The sequence below is a fragment of the Kitasatospora sp. NPDC088742 genome (genome assembly GCF_055584905.1).
Genome location: NZ_JBVJLD010000059.1, coordinates 8,821 through 25,653, shown reverse-complemented (window position 1 = coordinate 25,653; position 16,833 = coordinate 8,821). Strand labels below are relative to the sequence as shown.

16 protein-coding genes are annotated in these 16,833 nt (G+C 73.0%); 1 reads left to right on the top strand and 15 read right to left on the bottom strand.

Going from position 1 to position 16,833, the window contains the following annotated elements:
* Positions 1-386 precede the first annotated feature (386 nt).
* On the top strand, positions 387-866 hold the full coding sequence (locus tag ACZ6ZR_RS33415; protein ID WP_465648871.1) for a hypothetical protein: 480 nt from the start codon (positions 387-389) through the stop codon (positions 864-866).
* A 7-nt stretch (positions 867-873) separates the two neighbouring features.
* On the opposite strand, the gene ACZ6ZR_RS33410 is transcribed toward ACZ6ZR_RS33415, so the two are convergent.
* The 15 genes from ACZ6ZR_RS33410 to ACZ6ZR_RS33340 form a co-directional block, all read right to left on the bottom strand.
* On the bottom strand, positions 874-1,224 hold the full coding sequence (locus ACZ6ZR_RS33410; RefSeq protein ID WP_465648869.1) for a histone-like nucleoid-structuring protein Lsr2: 351 nt from the start codon (positions 1,222-1,224) through the stop codon (positions 874-876).
* Between the two features lie 115 nt (positions 1,225-1,339).
* Positions 1,340-1,867, bottom strand: a complete 528-nt coding sequence (locus tag ACZ6ZR_RS33405) for an amino-acid N-acetyltransferase (protein WP_465648867.1) — start codon at positions 1,865-1,867, stop codon at positions 1,340-1,342.
* A gap of 9 nt (positions 1,868-1,876) precedes the next feature.
* On the bottom strand, positions 1,877-2,296 hold the full coding sequence (locus tag ACZ6ZR_RS33400) for a BlaI/MecI/CopY family transcriptional regulator (RefSeq protein WP_465648866.1): 420 nt from the start codon (positions 2,294-2,296) through the stop codon (positions 1,877-1,879).
* 103 nt (positions 2,297-2,399) lie between these two features.
* Positions 2,400-2,549, bottom strand: coding sequence for a hypothetical protein (locus tag ACZ6ZR_RS33395; RefSeq protein ID WP_345289208.1), 150 nt, complete (start codon positions 2,547-2,549; stop codon positions 2,400-2,402).
* Between the two features lie 4 nt (positions 2,550-2,553).
* Positions 2,554-4,134 (bottom strand): bifunctional lysylphosphatidylglycerol synthetase/lysine--tRNA ligase LysX, encoded by a 1,581-nt coding sequence (gene lysX / locus ACZ6ZR_RS33390; RefSeq protein WP_465648864.1) that lies wholly within the window; start codon positions 4,132-4,134, stop codon positions 2,554-2,556.
* Between the two features lie 117 nt (positions 4,135-4,251).
* Positions 4,252-5,952, bottom strand: coding sequence for a hypothetical protein (locus tag ACZ6ZR_RS33385; protein WP_465648862.1), 1,701 nt, complete (start codon positions 5,950-5,952; stop codon positions 4,252-4,254).
* Positions 5,953-6,138: 186 nt separating this feature from the next.
* Entirely contained in the window at positions 6,139-7,869 is a 1,731-nt protein-coding gene (locus ACZ6ZR_RS33380) for an LPXTG cell wall anchor domain-containing protein (RefSeq protein WP_465648860.1), read from the bottom strand.
* A gap of 187 nt (positions 7,870-8,056) precedes the next feature.
* Entirely contained in the window at positions 8,057-9,799 is a 1,743-nt protein-coding gene (locus tag ACZ6ZR_RS33375; RefSeq protein ID WP_465648859.1) for a hypothetical protein, read from the bottom strand.
* 171 nt (positions 9,800-9,970) lie between these two features.
* Positions 9,971-10,645, bottom strand: coding sequence for a hypothetical protein (locus ACZ6ZR_RS33370; RefSeq protein ID WP_465648857.1), 675 nt, complete (start codon positions 10,643-10,645; stop codon positions 9,971-9,973).
* Between the two features lie 103 nt (positions 10,646-10,748).
* Positions 10,749-11,570, bottom strand: a complete 822-nt coding sequence (locus tag ACZ6ZR_RS33365; protein WP_465648855.1) for a type III pantothenate kinase — start codon at positions 11,568-11,570, stop codon at positions 10,749-10,751.
* Between the two features lie 24 nt (positions 11,571-11,594).
* Complete coding sequence (gene nadC / locus ACZ6ZR_RS33360; protein WP_465648854.1) at positions 11,595-12,575, bottom strand: carboxylating nicotinate-nucleotide diphosphorylase; 981 nt, start codon at positions 12,573-12,575, stop codon at positions 11,595-11,597.
* 32 nt (positions 12,576-12,607) lie between these two features.
* Positions 12,608-14,269 carry an L-aspartate oxidase gene (locus ACZ6ZR_RS33355; protein ID WP_465648852.1) on the bottom strand — a complete coding sequence of 554 codons (1,662 nt, stop codon included), beginning with the start codon at positions 14,267-14,269 and terminating at the stop codon, positions 12,608-12,610.
* 15 nt (positions 14,270-14,284) lie between these two features.
* Positions 14,285-14,734 carry an aspartate 1-decarboxylase gene (gene panD / locus ACZ6ZR_RS33350; protein ID WP_465648917.1) on the bottom strand — a complete coding sequence of 150 codons (450 nt, stop codon included), beginning with the start codon at positions 14,732-14,734 and terminating at the stop codon, positions 14,285-14,287.
* Between the two features lie 49 nt (positions 14,735-14,783).
* Positions 14,784-15,680 (bottom strand): pantoate--beta-alanine ligase, encoded by an 897-nt coding sequence (panC, locus tag ACZ6ZR_RS33345; protein ID WP_465648850.1) that lies wholly within the window; start codon positions 15,678-15,680, stop codon positions 14,784-14,786.
* Complete coding sequence (locus tag ACZ6ZR_RS33340; RefSeq protein WP_465648848.1) at positions 15,680-16,627, bottom strand: Rossmann-like and DUF2520 domain-containing protein; 948 nt, start codon at positions 16,625-16,627, stop codon at positions 15,680-15,682. The genes panC and ACZ6ZR_RS33340 overlap by 1 nt, the downstream gene beginning before the upstream one ends.
* Positions 16,628-16,833: the final 206 nt, after the last annotated feature.

Sequence of the window (16,833 nt, the reverse complement as noted above, 5' to 3'; positions counted from 1 at the left end):
CTAGTCCCGCTCAGCGGCGCGGCTCACGGATCGGCTCCACTCTCGTGGAGCCCTTATCAGCTGCGCGACCAGCCGACACCATTCCCAACCTGATGCTGGGTGACGGTGTTCCCACGGTCGGGCCCCATGCACCCGATTCCGCTACGCCAACGGCGAACAAGGCCCGTCGTGGACGCGTCGGCCGGTCCCGCGATCTGCTCGGCCGGGGCCGTCTGCCCCACCCACCTGCATTCATACCCGGTATTCCGGCGAGTTTCGCGCAGTTTCCCGGGTGGCGGTGTTCGCCTGGCGAGAAGTCCCCCGTGGTGACGGTGGGTCAGCTCGGGCCGGGGGCCGTCCGGGTGGTACCCGCGTGACCGCCGTGCTCCTCCAGCGTTGCACAGCCCATGACCGTCCAGTCGGGCCGGACCGCGGCGGCCGGGGTGCTGCTCGGGTCGGACCGGGTGGAGCTGGCCCGCCCGGCGGGGCTGGCCGCGCTCGGCCGGCTGGACCGCCTCGGCCGGACCACCGGGCCGGTGCTGGCCCGCGGCCGCCGGGCCGCCTTCCTGCTCGCCCCCGGCACCGCCGAGCAGGTGCCGGACCTGCTGGACTGGCTGGGCTGGGGCCCGGGGCTGGGCCTCGACCTGGTCCCGCTGGCGGCCGGACAGCTCAGGGTGCCGCCGCCGCGGCCACCGCGCGGGCGCCCGGCCGGTTCACGGCCGCGGGGCGCGGAGGAGGACCCTCCGCGCCCCGATGACCGACGGGCGGTCTGGCTGCGTCACGGCGGACACGGCCCGGGCCTCGACCTGCGCTCGCCCGACCTGCTCCGCCTGCTGGACTGCCTGGCCGACGCCTGCGCCCGGACCCGGCTGGGCCTGGCGCCCTGACGACCGGTCAGGACGGGTTCTCCCGCTCGTACGCCTCGCGCACGTTGCTCGGAACGCGGCCGCGGTCGTTGACCTCGTAGCCGTTCTCCTTCGCCCAGGCGCGGATCTTGGCGGTGTCCGGCGCGCCGGCCGCCGGGCGGCCCGTGCTCCGGCCCGCACTGCGACGGCCACCGGCCAGCCGCCCGCTCTGCTTGCGGCCCTTGTCCAGGTACGGGGCCAGCAGGCCGCGCAGCTTGTCCGCGTTCGCGCTCTTCAGGTCGATCTCGTAGGCCACGCCGTCCAGGGCGAACGTCACGGTCTCGTCCGCCGAACCGCCGTCGAGATCGTCTTCAAGAATGACCTGCACCCTCTGTGCCACGGGCTTCCCTTTCCGTGTAAACGACCCATTGCCTGAGGAAAGGAAAGCGCCTTTTCCGTGAAAACACAAACCCCTGGCTGCTCCGAAGGTGTCCGATGGCCTGTTCCGTGCGTGTTCAGAGGCGCAGCAGCATGCGGGAGTTGCCCAGCGTGTTGGGCTTCACGCGCTCCAGGTCGAGGAACTCCGCGACACCTTCGTCGTACGAACGTAGAAGCTCCTCATAGACATCCGTAGCGATGGCGGCCGGGTCTGAGGTACCGTCGTCGGTTTCGCCGATCTCCACGAAACCGTGTTTCGCGAAGAAGGAGACCTCGAAGGTCAGGCAGAAAATCCGACGGACGCCCAGCCAGCGGGCGGTCGCCACCAGCTTCTCCAGCAGCAGGTGGCCGATGCCCCGGCCGTGGCAGACCGGGTCCACCGCGAGGGTGCGCACCTCGGCCAGGTCCTCCCACATCACGTGCAGGGCGCCGCAGGCCACCACCAGTCCGTCCTCGTCGCGCTCGGCGACCCAGAACTCCTGGACGGACTCGAACAGTGTGACCGTCGGCTTGTCGAGCAGAATGCCGTTGCGCGAGTAGCCGTCGATCAGTCGCCGAACGGCACGCACATCGCTGGTCCGCGCCCGGCGGATGGTGACCTCCATGGCGGGACGCTATCGCGCCGGTGCCCCGGTGGTCTCCCCGGTATCGCCTTCTTCCCCCGTCGGCGGGGTGTCGGGGGCGGTGACCCTCAGGGCGTCCCGGAGTGCCTCGCGCTGCTCCGGCGACATCAGGCCGAAGAAGTGCACCAGGGCGGCGGCCGGATTGTCACTGGTGGCCCAGGCGTCGTTCATCAGGGCCGCGGTGTACGCCTCCCGGGAGGAGACCGGCTCGTACACATAGGCCCGGCCGGCCCGCTCGCGGCGGAGCCAGCCCTTTCTGTGGAGCTTGTCGAGCACCGTCATGACGGTGGTGTACGCGATTTCGCGTTCCTCCCGCAGATCCAGCAGAACCTCGCGAACGGTGACCGGCCGGTTCCAGCGCCAGACCCTGGTCATGATGGCGTTCTCGAGTTCTCCGAGTTGCCGCACCATAGTCCGGCCAGGATAGGGGGGAGATCCGGACAAATTCTGCTTATTCGGAACAGAGCGGCGCGCCGCCACCCCGAAGGGTGACGGCGCGTCAGCGGGTGCTCGGTTATTCGGCGTTCCGGGGCGCCAGCGCGTCGGCGGCGGCGTCCTCCTTGGCGCGCTGGGCGCCGCCCTGGGAGCGGATGATGGCCCGCACCAGGAAGCCGAAGCCGATCGCCATCACCAGCGGGGGGACGATCGCGCTCACGTAGTCCATCGGGTCACTCCTCGTCAGAGCCGGCGGCGTCGTCCTCGGCGCCCTTGGTGTTCTTCGCGGCGGCCCCGCCCAGGTCGGGCTTCACGATCGGGAAGAGCACCGTCTCGCGGATGTTCTTGCCGGTCAGCAGCATGATCAGGCGGTCCACGCCGAGGCCGAGGCCACCGGTCGGCGGCATCGCGTACTCCAGCGCGCGCAGGAAGTCCTCGTCCACCTGCATCGCCTCGACGTCGCCGCCGGCCGCCAGCAGCGACTGCGCGGTGAGCCGGGCCCGCTGCTCGACCGGGTCGACCAGCTCCGAGTAGGCGGTGCCGATCTCGGTGCCGAAGATGACCAGGTCCCACTTCTCGGCCACGCCCGGCTCCGAGCGGTGCTGACGGGTCAGCGGGGAGACCTCGGTCGGGTAGTCCTTGATGAAGGTCGGCTTGATCGCGTGGTGCTCGAGCAGGCGCTCGACCATCTCCAGCACGATCTGGCCGTGGCCCCAGTCCTTCTCGTACGGGATGCCGGCCTTGTCGGCCAGCGCCCGCAGCTCGTCCACCGTGGTGTCCGGGGTGACCTCGGTGCCCAGGTGCGCGGAGATGCCCGGGTAGACCCGGACCTCCTCCCACGGCTCGGCCAGGTCGATCTCGTGCTCCTGGCCGTCCGGGCCGATGCCGCGGACCACGGTGCCGCCCAGCGCGTCCCGGGCCGCGTTCACGATGGTGGCGCGGATCAGCTCGGCCTGGGTGTCGTAGTCGCCGTAGGCCTCGTACGACTCCAGCGAGGTGAACTCCGGGTTGTGGGTGGAGTCGGCGCCCTCGTTGCGGAAGTTGCGGTTGATCTCGAAGACCTTCTCGGCGCCGCCGACCACCAGGCGCTTGAGGTACAGCTCCGGGGCGATCCGCAGGAAGAGGTCGATGTCGTACGCGTTGATGTGGGTGGTGAACGGACGGGCGTTGGCGCCGCCGTGCACCGGCTGCAGCATCGGGGTCTCGACCTCGATGTAGCCGCGCTCCTCGTAGGTGCGGCGGATCGAGCGGACCACCTTGGAGCGCAGGTAGAGGACGTCGCGGGCCTCCTGATTGACGATCAGGTCGACGTACCGCTGGCGGACCCGGGCCTCCGGGTCGGTCAGGCCCTTGTGCTTGTCGGGCAGCGGGCGCAGGCACTTGGCGGTCAGCTCCCAGCGGTCCACCATGACGCTCAGCTCACCCCGCTTGGAGGTGATCACCTCGCCCTCGACGCCCACCTGGTCGCCCAGGTCGATGTCGGACTTCCAGGACGCCAGCCGCTCCGGGCCCAGCTTGTCCAGCGAGAACATCACCTGGAGGTCGCCGGAGCCGTCCCGCAGGGTGGCGAAGCAGAGCTTGCCGCCGGTGCGGGCCAGCACCACGCGGCCGGTCACGCCGGCCCGCTCGCCGGTCGCGGTGTCCGGCTCCAGGTCGGGGTGCTTGGCGCGCAGGTCGGCGATGGTGGTGGTGCGGGGGAAGCCGACCGGGTACGGGTCGATGCCGGCCGCCCGGAGCCGGTCCAGCTTCTCGCGCCGGACGCGCATCTGCTCGGGAAGGTCGTCGGTCGCGGGGGCGCTGATCTGATCGCTCACGACACCAGGGTATCGACCGTTACGGGCGGCCCGGCCCCGGGATGACGGCAGCGGCCCCGGGGGTGTCGCGCGGACGCCCCGGGCGGGGCCGTCCGGGGTCGTCCGGGGGCGTCGTGCTCAGCGTGGGCGGCGGTGGGCCGGGCGCCTGCGGCGGCGGGCCACCGTCACCATCAGGACCAGGCCGAGGGCCACGGCCGCGCCACCGAGGGCGGCCGTCGGACCGGCCGGGGCGCCGCCGCCGGTGGAGGCGAGCGGGCCGGTGACGGCGGCCGGGCGGCCGGTGCCGGACGGGGAGGGGGACGGGCCGGTCGTGGCGGCGCGGGTCGCGGTGGTGGCGCTCGCCGGGGCGCTGGAGAGGGCGCCGGCGGCCGGAGTGCGGGCCGGGGAGGGCCGGGCGGTGGACGGTACGGCGAGGCGGAGCACCACCACGTCGTCGGCCGCGTCGTGGTCCCAGTCCATGGTGGCCGAGGTGGGCACCCGTCCGATGCGACTGGCCGCGTCCTGCAGCGAGACGGTGAACGGGGCCTCCCCGGCGCCGGGGAGGAGTTCGAGCGGGAAGTCGTAGTCGGCCTTCAGGCCGTTCGGCGCCCAGTCGCCGGGGTGGCAGCTGTAGCCGCGCCCGTCGGCCGCCGGGTGGCAGCCGGCCGGGACCAGGGTGGCACGGACCCCGGCGGGGAGGGTGAACTCGACCGTGGGCAGGGCCGCTCCCGCGGTGCGGGCGGAGACCGAGGCGGGGCCGTTGTTGTGCAGGCCGACGGTGAGGGTCCCGGTGCGGCCGTCGCCGGCCGGGGCCCAGTGGCCGACGGCCTCGAACTCGGCGCCGTTCTCGGTGCGGACCTCCAGTTCGGTGGTGGCCGGGCGGGCGGGCCCGCCCGGACCGGCGGTCCCGTCCGCACCGGTGGCCGCGGTCCGACGATCGCCGACGGCCAGCAGGGGGCCGGAGCCGGGCACGAACTCGTAGGCGCCGCGGACCGGTCCGGTGCCGGTCTCGCGGTCGGCGAGCACCGTGAAGGAGACCCGGTCCCGGTACGCGGCGGCGGTGACGCCGATCCGGACCGGGGCCAGCCGGACGGTCTCGCCCGGCGTGACCGGGGCCTCGACGGCGCAGACCACGGCGGTGCCGGCGGGCCGGAGGCCCGCCCCGTCGGTGCTGCGCGGCCGGGTGCCGTACTCGCAGTTGCCGAAGCGCTGGTCGAAGGTCAGCGTCTCCTCGGTCAGCATCACCAGGACCAGCCTGCGGGCGGCCAGCCGGCCGGAGTTGGTGACCTCCAGGGTGGCGTCGAGGGTGCTCCCCGGCCGGACCCGCTCCGCCGCCGGGAGCTGAGCGAGCGTCAGCCGGGGCCCGTCGACCAGGACTTCCACGTCCACCCCGGCCGGGGCGGAGCCGGCGGCGGTGGCGGTGACGTGCAGGACGCCCCTGCTGCCGGGGCCGGCACCCGGGACGGCGGTCACGGCCACACCCCCGGCGGTGGCGGCCGGGTCGGGCGAGGCGGTCGGGCCCGGGGCGGTCACGCTCGGGCCGGGGCAGCTGTGGACGGTGCCCGAAACGGTGCAGCCGTCCGGCAGGCGCAGCTCGGCGATCCCGGCCAGGCCCTTGGCGTCGAAGGCGACCACCACGTCCCGGGCGCTCTCGCCGTCCGCCCTCCTGACCTTCAGCGGCACGCTCCCGGTGCCGCCCGGCGCCACCACGACGGCGGCCGGGGCACGGAGTTCGAGCCGGGAGACCGGGGCCGTCGGGGTGGGCGTCGTGCCGCCGGCCGTGGTCAGCGCGAGGGCGGAGGAGAGGGCGAACGGGCCGACCAGGCGGGCGAGTCCCACGGGTGTCCTTTGGTCACGGGGTGTTCGATCGGCACGATAGGGCCCCGGAGCGAACGGCCCGTTTTCGCCAAAAGCGCGCAGATGACATCAGGATCGGGCAATTGGCGCCTGTGGATGCGCAATTGTTATGACGTCAGAAACGGCCCGGGAGGCGCCTGGTGGCGTCTCCCGGGCCGCTCGGAGAGGTTACCGCTGGTGCGAGGCGGCCTTGCGGCGGCGGACCACCAGGAGCAGGGCCAGGCCGAGGACGACGGCCGCGGCGCCGGCCGCGGCGATCGGCGCGGCGTTGGAGCCGCCGCCGGTGGCGGCGAGCGGGCCGGTGACGGCGGTGGCCGAGCTGCTCGCCGAAGCAGAGGCCGAAGCAGAGGCCGAGGCCGAGGCCGAGGCCGGGGCGGTGGTGGAGCCGCTCGCGGTCGGGCTCGCCGGGGTGCTCTTGGTGGCGGTCGGCTTCGGGGTGGCGGAGCCGTCCTTGGTCGGTGTGGGCGCCGGGGTGGTGACCGGGGGAGTGGTCACCGGGGCGCCGGTGGAGGGCTTGTCACCGAGCGTCAGACGGACCACGTCGTTGGCGGGGTCGGTGTTCCAGGTGCCGCGGGCGTCGGAGGTGCTCTCGCGGTTCTGGACCGTGACGTCCAGCTGCCAGTTGCGGGCGGACTCCGGAAGGTCGAGCTTCATGGTGAAGGTGGGCCCGGAGCCGACCGGCATCCAGACATTGCCGAAGCAGGTGTAGTGGTTCTTGGCGCCGTTGCTGTCCGGGGGGTAGCAGAACCCGCCGTCGACGTGCACCGGCTTGACGCCGTCCGGGAGGACGAAGCCGACGGTCGGGTCCTCGGAGCCGGCCCCCGAGAGAACGGCCGGCCCGCGGTTGACCAGGCCGACGGTCAGCGTGCCGTTGGCGCCGCCGTTCGAGGGGGTCCAGGCGGCCGTCGGCTCGAGGTCCGCGGTGTTGTCGGCGGCGACGGTCAGCTCGGTGTACTTCGAGTAGAACGGTCCACCGACCTCGGGGGTCTGGACCTCGGGCTTGCCGACGGTCAGGCGGGGACCGGACGAGGGCTTGAGGCTGTAGGTCTCCCGGTACGACTTCACCGTGCTCTCCACGGCGTCCAGGCGCGCGCCCAGGGTGAAGCCGACCTGGCCCTTGTACGCGAGGGGGGAGACCCCGAGCCGGAGCGGGTCGAGCTTGACCGTCTCGCCCGGTGCGACCGGGGAGTCGATGCTGCAGAACATCGCGCCGGCCGAGGGCGAGCCGCTCTTGGAGCCGTACTCGCAGTTGCCGTAGCGCTGCGCGAAGGTCAGCGGCTCACTGGTGCTCATGACCAGGTACACGTGACTGGCGGGCGCGTCTCCGGCGTTGGTGATCTCGACCGCGGCGTCGACGGTGCCGCCCGGCTTGGCGTGCTCGACGGGCGCGGGCTGCTTGAACTCCAGCCGCGCGCGGCCGACGAACACGGGCACGTCCACCGTGACCGGGGCGGTGGCGTTCGCGGCGGTCAGGGTGAGGTGCAGGGTGCCCGTGGCGCCGGGCTTGGCGTCCTTGGCCGCGCGGAGGGAGGGCTGGGTGTTCCCCGCGAGATCGCGCTCGTCCTGGTCCAGCGGGGTCGCCTGCTTGCAGCTGTGGACGGTGCCGGTGGTCGTGCAGTTGGCCGACGGGGTCAGGTCGGCGATCCCGGTGAGGTCCTTGGCGTCGTAGCTGATGACGACGTCGTTGGCACTGCCCGTCCCCACTCGGCCGATCTTGAGGTACGGGGTGATCGGCCAGGGCGTGGTGCTCTCGGCGTCCTTGCCGACCGTCACCGGATGGGTGGCCACGAACTTCAGCTGCACGGTGTCGGCGGCGACGGCGGGCAACGCGGCGCCGGCCGCCGTGAGGGTGAGGAGGCCGGCGAGGCCGACCGAACCGGCCATACGGGAGAGGCGCACAAGTGTCCTTAGATCACGGAGCATTTGTTCGGCACCCTAGGCGGCCGTGAAGTCCGAACGGTGGGGGTTAAAACGGTCACTTGTGATCATGGTGGACATTCGGTGAACGCCGATATGGAATTGTTATCCCGTCAGCTGCCGTCCCGGAGAGGCCAGTTGGCCTCTCCGGGACGGTGGGGGTGCCGGGTCAGCTGTGCGCGCCGGCCTTGCGGCGGCGGGCGACGACCACGATCAGGGCCAGGCCGACGGCCACGGCCGCACCACCCGCCATGGCGATCGGGCCGGCCGAGGAGCCACCGCCGGTGGCGGCCAGCGGACCGGCGGGAGCGCTGGTGCCGCTGCTCGCGGTGGCCGAAGGGGCGACGGAGGCGGACCGGGTCGGGCTCTTGCTGGCCTGCGTGCTGCTCGGGCGGGGGTTGCTGGTGGCGGCCTTGGTCGGTGTGGCTGTGGGCGCCTTGGTCGCGGTCGCCGTCGGGGAGGGCTTGGTGCCGGTGGCCTTCTCGCCGAGGGCGAGCTCGACCAGGTCGTTGGCCGGGTTCTTGTCCCAGCTCATCACGGCCGAGGCGTGGCCGGGCTCCCAGCGGCTGGTGCTGTTCTGCAGGGAGACGCCGACCTTCTTGTCCCGGGCGTCGACCGGAACCTCCAGTGGGAGGTCGAAGGTGGTCAGCAGGCCGCTCGGCGCCCAGTTGCTGGTGCTGCACTGGTAGGTGTTCGGCTTGACGTTCTGACCCTGGTCCAGGTAGCAGTGCTCGGGGAGCTTGGTGACCTTGACCCCGGCCGGCAGGGTGAAGTCGACGCTGGGCATCGCCTCGCCGCCACTGCGGTCGTTGACGGCGGCCGGGCCGTGGTTGGCCAGGCCGACGGTCAGCGTGCCGGTGGCGCCGCCGCCGGCCGGCGCCCACGCGGCGAGCGCCTCGAAGTCCGCGGTGTTGTCGGCGTGGACCTCCAGCTCGGCGGTGTCCCCACCACCCCGGTTGGTGCTGATGCTCGGCCCGCCGGGGTCGGTGACCGGGGCCTCCGGCTTGCCGATCGTCAGGCGCGGGCCGGAGCCGGGCTTGAGGTCGTAGCCCTCCCGGATCCAGCCCGTCTCGGTCTCCACGTTCGCGAGCGCGGTGAAGCCGACGTAGGTGTAGTAGGCGGACGGGGTGACGCCGAACTGGAGCGGGTCCACCTTGACCGTCTCGCCGGGCGCGATCGGGGAGTTGACGGTGCAGATCATCGCGCTGGTGGCGGGCCAGGTGCCGTACTGGTTCGAGCCGCGCGGGCTGGTGCCGAACTCGCAGTTGCCGAAGCGCTGCTTGAACTCCAGCATCTCGTCCGCGTACATCATCAGGTAGAGCCGGTTGGCGGGCAGCGTCCCGGTGTTGCTGATCTCCAGGGTGGTGCCGAGGGTGGAGCCCGGCTTGACGTTCGTCGCGGCCGGGATCTCCTTGATCTTCAGCTGCGGGCCGCCGACGTACACGTCCACGTCCAGCTTGGCCGGGGCCGCGTTGGAACTGGTCGCGGTGATGTGGAGGGTGCCCTTGGTGCCGGGCTTGGCGTCCTTGGCCGCGTTGACCGTCGGGTTCTCGGTGACGTTGATGCGGTCGTACTCCAGCGAGTTGTGCTTGCAGCTCCGCACGGTGCCGCTGGTGGTGCAGTTGTCGCCGAAGAAGAAGAGGGACAGCTCGCCGACGCCCGCCAGGTCCTTGGTGTCGTAGGAGACGACGACGTCCTTGGCCGCCTCCTTGCCCACCCGGCCGTAGTTCAGCGCGATGTTGCCGCCCTGGTTCGGCTCGAGCTTGGCCTGCGGGTCGATGGAGATCGCCGACGGTGCCCAGAGCTTCAGCTGCACGCCGTCGGCGGCCGAGGCGGGAAGTGCGGCGCCGCCCGCGGCGAGCGCGAGGGCGGCGATGAGCCCGAACGAACGGGCCGTGCGTATGGAGGCCACTGCTGTCCTTAGGTCATGGGGTGTTGCAACCCAGCACCATAGGTTCTTCACGACCCGGTGGTGCGGGAGCAAAACGGTCGATCATGACCATGGCGGACAACGGTGCGGCGAGGATGCGGAATTGTTACCCCGTCAGGGGAGACCGGAATTCCGGCCTCCCCTGAATTCCCGTCAGCCGGTGGCGAGTTCGAGGTCGTCCTGGGTGGGGGCGGGAGACGGTTCGGGGTGGCTGCGGCGGCCGAAGAGTTCGGCGGGGGTGGGCATCCGGCGGGGCTGCGGGCGGCCGTCGGCGGGGGGCTTGGCTTCGGTCATCGGGAACCGTCCTCCTACATGGGTGGGAGTGCCGCCGCTCGGGGGAGCGGCGGGGCTCGGTACGGCCGCGAGGTGCCGCTGGCCGGTGCTCAGGGCGAGGCGCTCGCGGACGTCGGCCTCGGCCAGCGCGTGGCAGCGGCCGGCCAGCCGGGAGCGGCGGGCGCGTTCGCCGCCCCCGCAGGGCATCCGGGTCAGCGCCCGCAGGGCGGTGAGGTCCTCGGCGGTGGGGAGGTAGCCGTCGGCGATGGCCTCCTCCAGACGTTCCAGGTAGCCGCCGGCGCTGCCCGGGAGGGCGGCGCGGTAGCGGGCCAGGTCGGCCAGGAGGAAGGTGCGCAGGCGCCCGCCCTCCTGGACGGCCTCGTCCACCGCCTCGGCGAGGCGCAGGGCCTCCTGGACGTCCTCGGCCCAGAGTTCGCCCGCCGGACTGTGCGGCAGGTGGACCGGGTACAGCGCTTGGGCGAGGGCACGGCGCAGCACGCGGACTTCGTCGGCGCTGAAGGCCATGCCGCCGCGGGATCCGTGTGGCGTCGGCATGGCTCGACAGTACGTGGCGTACGTCCGATTTATGGCGATTGGCGCCCGTGGTCGGCCCGATTGGCGGATGGTGGGCTGATCCGACCGGGGGGCCGACGGGTCGTCAGGTCTGCGGCTTGTTGCGCTCGTAGACCAGGCGCAGGCCGATCAGGGTGAGCCAGGGCTCGTGCACGTCGATGGTGCTCGCCTCGCCGAGGACCAGCGGGGCCAGACCGCCGGTGGCGATCACCTGGACGTCGTCCGGGTCCTTGGCGAGCTCCTTGGCCATCCGGTCGACCAGGCCGTCCACCTGGCCGGCGAAGCCGTAGAGGATGCCGGACTGCATGCCCTCAACGGTGTTCTTGCCGATCACGTTACGGGGCCGGACCAGCTCGATCTTGCGGAGCATCGCGGTGCGCCCGCCGAGCGCGTCCACCGAGATCTCGATGCCGGGGGCGATCGCCCCGCCGACGTAGTCGCCGCGCTCGTTGATCGCGTCGAAGGTGGTGGCGGTGCCGAAGTCGACCACGATGCACGGGCCGCCGTAGAGGTGGTTGGCGGCCAGCGCGTTCACGATCCGGTCGGCGCCGACCTCCTTGGGGTTGTCCATCAGGACGTGCACCCCGGTCTTCACCCCGGGCTCCACGATCACCGCGGGGACGTCGCCGTAGTAGCGGCGGGTCACCTCGCGCAGCTCGTGCAGCACCGCGGGGACGGAGGAGCAGATGGCCAGGCCCTCCACCAGGTCAAGGGGCCGGAGGCCCCCAGAAGGCCGAGTCTCGGCCGAGACGACCGGGTGGGAGCCCATCAGACCCTGCATCAGCACCGCGAGTTCGTCCGCGGTGCGGCGCGGGTCGGTGGAGATCCGCCAGTGCTCCACGATCTCCTCGCCGTCGAACAGGCCGAGCGTGGTCTGGGTGTTGCCGACGTCGATGGTGAGGAGCACGAGGAGCCTTCTGGTGAGTCGGGATCAGGAGGAGCGGAGGTCCAGGCCGATGTCGAGCACCGGCGAGGAGTGGGTGAGCGCGCCGACGGCCAGGTAGTCGACCCCAGTCTGGGCGACCTCGCGGGCGGTGGCCAGGGCCAGCCCGCCGGAGGCCTCCAGCTTGGCCCGGCCGTTCACCAGCGCGACGGCCTCCTTGAGCTGCGGGACGGTGAAGTTGTCCAGCAGGATCAGGTCGGCGCCCGCCTCCAGCACCGGCGGGATCTGGTCCAGGCGGTCGACCTCGATCTCGACGTCCAGGTGCGGGAAGGCCTCCCGGACGGCCTTGAACGCCTCGGCCACGCCGCCGGCCGCCACCACGTGGTTGTCCTTCACTAGGGCGGCGTCGGAGAGCGCCATCCGGTGGTTGACGCCGCCGCCCGCGCGGACCGCGTACTTCTGCAGGGCACGCAGGCCGGGCAGGGTCTTGCGGGTGTCCCGGACGGCCGCGCCGGTGCCCTCCAGGGCGTCGGCCCAGGCCCGGGTGGCGGTGGCGATGCCGGAGAGGTGGCAGAGCAGGTTGAGCGCGCTGCGCTCGGCGGTGAGCAGGTCACGGGTGCGGCCGCGGACCGAGAGCAGCACCTGGCCGGCCTCGACCAGGTCGCCGTCCTCGACGTGCCGCTCGACCTCGAACTCCTCCTCGCAGACCAGCGAGACCACGGCCTCGGCGATCCGCAGGCCCGCCACCACGCCGGCCTGACGGGCCGTGAAGTCGGCGGTGGCGACCGCCTCGGCGGGCACGGTGGCGACCGAGGTGACGTCGTCGCCGCCGGCCAGGTCCTCGGCCAGCGCCAGGGTGGCGATGTCCTCGACCTCGACCGGGTCGAGACCGGCCGCCTCCAGCAGCTCGGCCAGCGCCGGGTCCAGGCCGGTCTCGTACGCCTCGCCGTCGCCGCAGGCGCAGCCGTCCCCGCAGCCACCGGCCATGGGCAGCTCGGTGTGGGCGTGGTCGTCGTGGTCGTGGGACATCGGTGCTGCTCCTAGGGAGAGGTGAGAGTGCGTCAGAGGGTGCGCAGGGCACCGTCGGCGTCGAGGGTGGTGGTCAGGTGGCGCTGCCACCGCTGGTCGTCGCGGTCGGGGAAGTCCTCCCGCCAGTGGCCGCCCCGGGTCTCCTCGCGGAGCCGGGCGGCGGCCACCAGGGCGGTGGCGACCAGGTGGAGGTTGGTGGCCTCCCAGGTCTCCACCCGCGGGTCGGCGGGCTTCTCCTCGGCGGCGTGCGCCAGCGCCTCGGCGGCGAGGGCGGCCAGGCCCTCGGCGGTGGCGGCCATCAGGCCGGCCGAGCGCAGCACGCCGGCGCCGGTGGACATCAGCCGCTGGATGTCGGCCCGGGCCTCCGGGGCGAGCAGCGGCACGGCCCGGCAGGCCTGGGCGGCGGCCACGTCCACCGAGCGCTCGGGCAGGGCGCCGGCGGCGTGACGTTCCGTCAGGTCGGCGGCGATCCGCTCGGCGAAGACCAGGCCCTCCAGCAGGGAGTTGGAGGCCAGCCGGTTGGCGCCGTGCACGCCGGTGCAGGCGACCTCGCCACAGGCGTACAGGCCGGGCACCGTGGAACGGCCGGCCAGGTCGGTGCGGACGCCGCCGGCGGCGTGGTGCGAGGCGGGCGCGATCGGGATCAACTCGGTGACCGGGTCGATCCCGTGGGACCGGCAGGAGGCCAGGATGGTCGGGAAGCGCTCGGCCCACATCTCGGCGCCGAAGTGCCGCCCGTCCAGGTACATGTGCTCGGCGCCGTGCTCCTGCATCCGCCGGGTGATCGCCTTGGCGACGATGTCCCGGGGGGCCAGATCGGCCAGCTCGTGCTGCCCGATCATGAAGCGCACGCCGTCGGCGTCCACCAGGTGGGCGCCCTCGCCGCGGACCGCCTCGGAGATCAGCGGCTGCTGGCCCTCGGCCTCCGGGCCGAGCCAGAGCACGGTGGGGTGGAACTGGACGAACTCCAGGTCGGTCACCTCGGCACCGGCCCGCAGCGCGAGCGCGACGCCGTCGCCGGTGGAGACCGCCGGGTTGGTGGTGGCCGAGAAGACCTGGCCCAGGCCGCCGGTGGCGAGCACCACCGCGCGGGCCCGGAGCGCGCCGACGCCGTCCCGCTGGCCCTCGCCCATCACGTGCAGGGTGAGCCCGGCCGCGTGGCCCTCGGCGTCGGTCAGCAGGTCCAGCACCAGGGCGTGCTCGATGAGTTCGAGACCCGGGTCGGAGCGGACGGCCTGCACCAGGGCGCGCGATATCTCGGCCCCGGTGGCGTCGCCGCCGGCGTGCGCGATCCGGTGGCGGTGGTGGCCGCCCTCCCGGGTCAGCAGGATGCCGCCCTCGGCGTCCTTGTCGAAGGAGGCACCGGTGGCGATCAGGTGCCGGACGGCGTCCGGCCCCTCGGTCACCAGGGTGCGGACGGCCTCCTCGTCGCAGAGCCCGGCCCCGGCCACCAGGGTGTCGTCCAGGTGCTGGGCGGGGGTGTCGCCCTCGCCCAGGGCGGCGGCGACGCCGCCCTGGGCCCAGCGGGTCGAGCCGTCGTCCAGCATCGCCTTGGTGACCACCGTGGCCCGCAGGCCGGCCTTGCGGACGTTGAGCGCGACGGTCAGCCCGGCGACGCCGGAGCCGACCACCACCACGTCGGTGGTGGCGGTCCAGCCCGGGGCGGGGGCGGTGAGGCGGTGCGTGGCGGACATGGTTCTGACTGCTCCTCAGCTCGCGGCGGCGGTGGCCGCGCCGTGCCCGTCACCGTACGCCCGGTCCCCGCGCAGCAGCCCGCTGCCCTCGGGGGCGTCGGCGGCGTCGGTGCCGTAGCCGGTGATCCGGTTGTCGCCGTCCACGAAGACCACCTTCGGGACGTACGCCTTGGCCTCGGCGGTCTCCATCTGCCCGTAGGCGATCAGGATGACCAGGTCACCGGGGTGGACCAGACGGGCGGCGGCGCCGTTGATGCCTATGACGCCGGTGCCGCGCGGGCCGGCGATGGTGTAGGTCTCCAGCCGGGCGCCGTTGTTGATGTCGACGATGTGGACCAGCTCGCCGGGGAGCAGGTCCGCGGCGTCGAGCAGGTCCTCGTCCACCGTGACCGAGCCGACGTAGTGCAGGTCGGCCTGGGTCACGGTGGCCCGGTGGATCTTGGACTTGAGCATGGTGCGGAGCATGTGGGTCACGCCTCCTGTGAGTGCATGCCTGAGGGATTGCCTGCCGTACTTAGCGAACGAGCATGCTGACGTTGTCGATCAGGCGGGTGGAGCCCACCTTCGCGGCCACCGCCAGCACCGCCTCGCCCCGGAAGTCGTCGGCCGCTTCGGTGAAGTCGTCCGGGTCGACCAGGGCGAGGTAGTCCAGGGTGACGCCCTCGGCGCCGTCCAGGGCGGTGGCGGCGGCCTCGCGGACCGCCTTCGCACCGCGCACGGCCGCCTCGCGGCCGGCGAACAGCGCCCTGGACAGGGCGAGGGCCTGCTCCCGCTCGGTCTCCGAGAGGAAGCGGTTGCGGGAGGACAGCGCCAGGCCGTCCTCCTCGCGGACGGTCGGGACGCCGACCACCTCGACGTCGAAGTCCAGGTCGGCCACCATCCGGCGGATCACCGCCAGCTGCTGGGCGTCCTTCTCGCCGAAGAAGGCGTAGTCCGGGTCGGTGATGTTGAGCAGCTTGGCCACCACGGTCAGCACGCCGTCGAAGTGGCCCGGGCGGGAGGCACCCTCGTACCGCTCGCCCATCGGGCCCGCGGTGATCCGCACCTGCGGGGTGCCGTTGGGGTAGACCTCCTCCGGCAGCGGGGCGAAGACCACGTCCGCGCCGGCCTCCTCGGCCAGCCGGACGTCGGCGGCCAGGGTGCGCGGGTAGCGGTCCAGGTCCTCGCCGGCGCCGAACTGCAGCGGGTTCACGAAGACGGTGACGGCGACCCGGCCGTCCTGGCCGACCTGCTTGCGGGCGGCCCGGATCAGGCCGGCGTGGCCCGCGTGCAGGGCGCCCATGGTCATCACCACGGCGTTGTCCACCGGCTCCTCGTCCGGCCAGAAGGCGGACTCGAAGTCGGAGACGGAGTGGGTGAGCTCGGCCTTGCGGACCTGGGGGGTCTTGGTCGGCTGCTTGCCACGGGCCATCAGATGTTCTCCTCGTTCAGTACGTCCAGCAGCGCGGCCGCCGACGCCTCGTCGATCGTTCCGTTCCTCAGCGCCCGCTGCGCCGTGGCGCGGGCCATCGCCCGGTACGACTGCCCGATGTCGGGGGCCACCGTACCGAGTTCGCGCAGGTGGCGGTGGACGGTGCCGACGTCGCCCCGGGCCACCGGGCCGGTGAGCGCGGCGTCGCCGGAGCGCAGGCTGTTGTCCAGGGCCGCGCCGAGCAGCGGGCCGAGCAGGCGGCCGGGCTCGGCGACCCCGGCGCTGCGCAGCAGTTCCAAGGACTGGGACACCAGGGTCACCAGGTGGTTGGCGCCGTGCGCGAGGGCCGTGTGGTAGCGGGCCCGCCGCTCCTCCGGCACCCACTCCGGCTCGCCGCCCATCTCCACCACCAGCGCCTCGGCGACCGGGCGCAGCTCCTGAGGGGCCGTCACCCCGAACGGGCAGCCGGCCAGCCGGGCCAGGTCGACGCTCGTCCCGGTGAAGGTCATCGCCGGGTGCAGCGCCAGCGGCAGCGCACCCGCGCGGGTGGCGGGCTCCAGCACCGCGACGCCGTGCGCACCCGAGGTGTGCACCACGATCTGCCCCGGCCGCACCGCCCCGGTCTTCGCCAGCCCGGCCACCAGCTCCGGCAGCACGTCGTCCGGCACGGTCAGCAGCACCAGGTCCGCCGCCGCCAGCACCTGCGGCGGGCTGACCAGCTTCACCCCCGGCAGCAGCGCCTCGGCCCGTCGCCTCGAAACCGCCGACACCCCGGACGCGGCCACCACCCGGTGCCCGGCCAACTGCAGCGCGGCCCCCATCGCGGGCCCCACCCGCCCCGTCCCGACCACACCCACGGCCAACCTGGCCGGCCGGTTCCCCGGGTCGGCCGGATCCCCGAACGGATCGGCCAACACCCCGAACCCGTCGCCCTCGGAGCTGCTCACGGCTCGCCCTCGTCCCTGATTCCGTTCCAGTCCGCTGCCGGTACCAGACGTACCGCGTCATTCTACGGCCCCGGGGCCGTAGCGGGTGTGCGGCGGTGAGCGGACGGGAATCGGACAAGTGCACACTCGATTGCTCAAATGACTGACACTTCTTCCCGGGGCGTCGACAGGAGGACTGCCGTGACGGACATGAGCGCACAACCGGT

Bases quoted from the DNA above. Each gene is read 5' to 3' on its own strand.
- ACZ6ZR_RS33395 (WP_345289208.1), bottom strand. From the start codon at position 2,549: ATGGACTACGTGAGCGCGATCGTCCCCCCGCTGGTGATGGCGATCGGC.
- ACZ6ZR_RS33355 (WP_465648852.1), bottom strand. From the start codon at position 14,269: ATGTCCGCCACGCACCGCCTCACCGCCCCCGCCCCGGGCTGGACCGCC.
- panC (WP_465648850.1), bottom strand. From the start codon at position 15,680: ATGGCCCGTGGCAAGCAGCCGACCAAGACCCCCCAGGTCCGCAAGGCC.
- ACZ6ZR_RS33370 (WP_465648857.1), bottom strand. From the start codon at position 10,645: ATGCCGACGCCACACGGATCCCGCGGCGGCATGGCCTTCAGCGCCGAC.
- ACZ6ZR_RS33400 (WP_465648866.1), bottom strand. From the start codon at position 2,296: ATGGTGCGGCAACTCGGAGAACTCGAGAACGCCATCATGACCAGGGTC.
- ACZ6ZR_RS33415 (WP_465648871.1), top strand. From the start codon at position 387: ATGACCGTCCAGTCGGGCCGGACCGCGGCGGCCGGGGTGCTGCTCGGG.
- nadC (WP_465648854.1), bottom strand. From the start codon at position 12,575: ATGTCCCACGACCACGACGACCACGCCCACACCGAGCTGCCCATGGCC.
- ACZ6ZR_RS33405 (WP_465648867.1), bottom strand. From the start codon at position 1,867: ATGGAGGTCACCATCCGCCGGGCGCGGACCAGCGATGTGCGTGCCGTT.
- panD (WP_465648917.1), bottom strand. From the start codon at position 14,734: ATGCTCCGCACCATGCTCAAGTCCAAGATCCACCGGGCCACCGTGACC.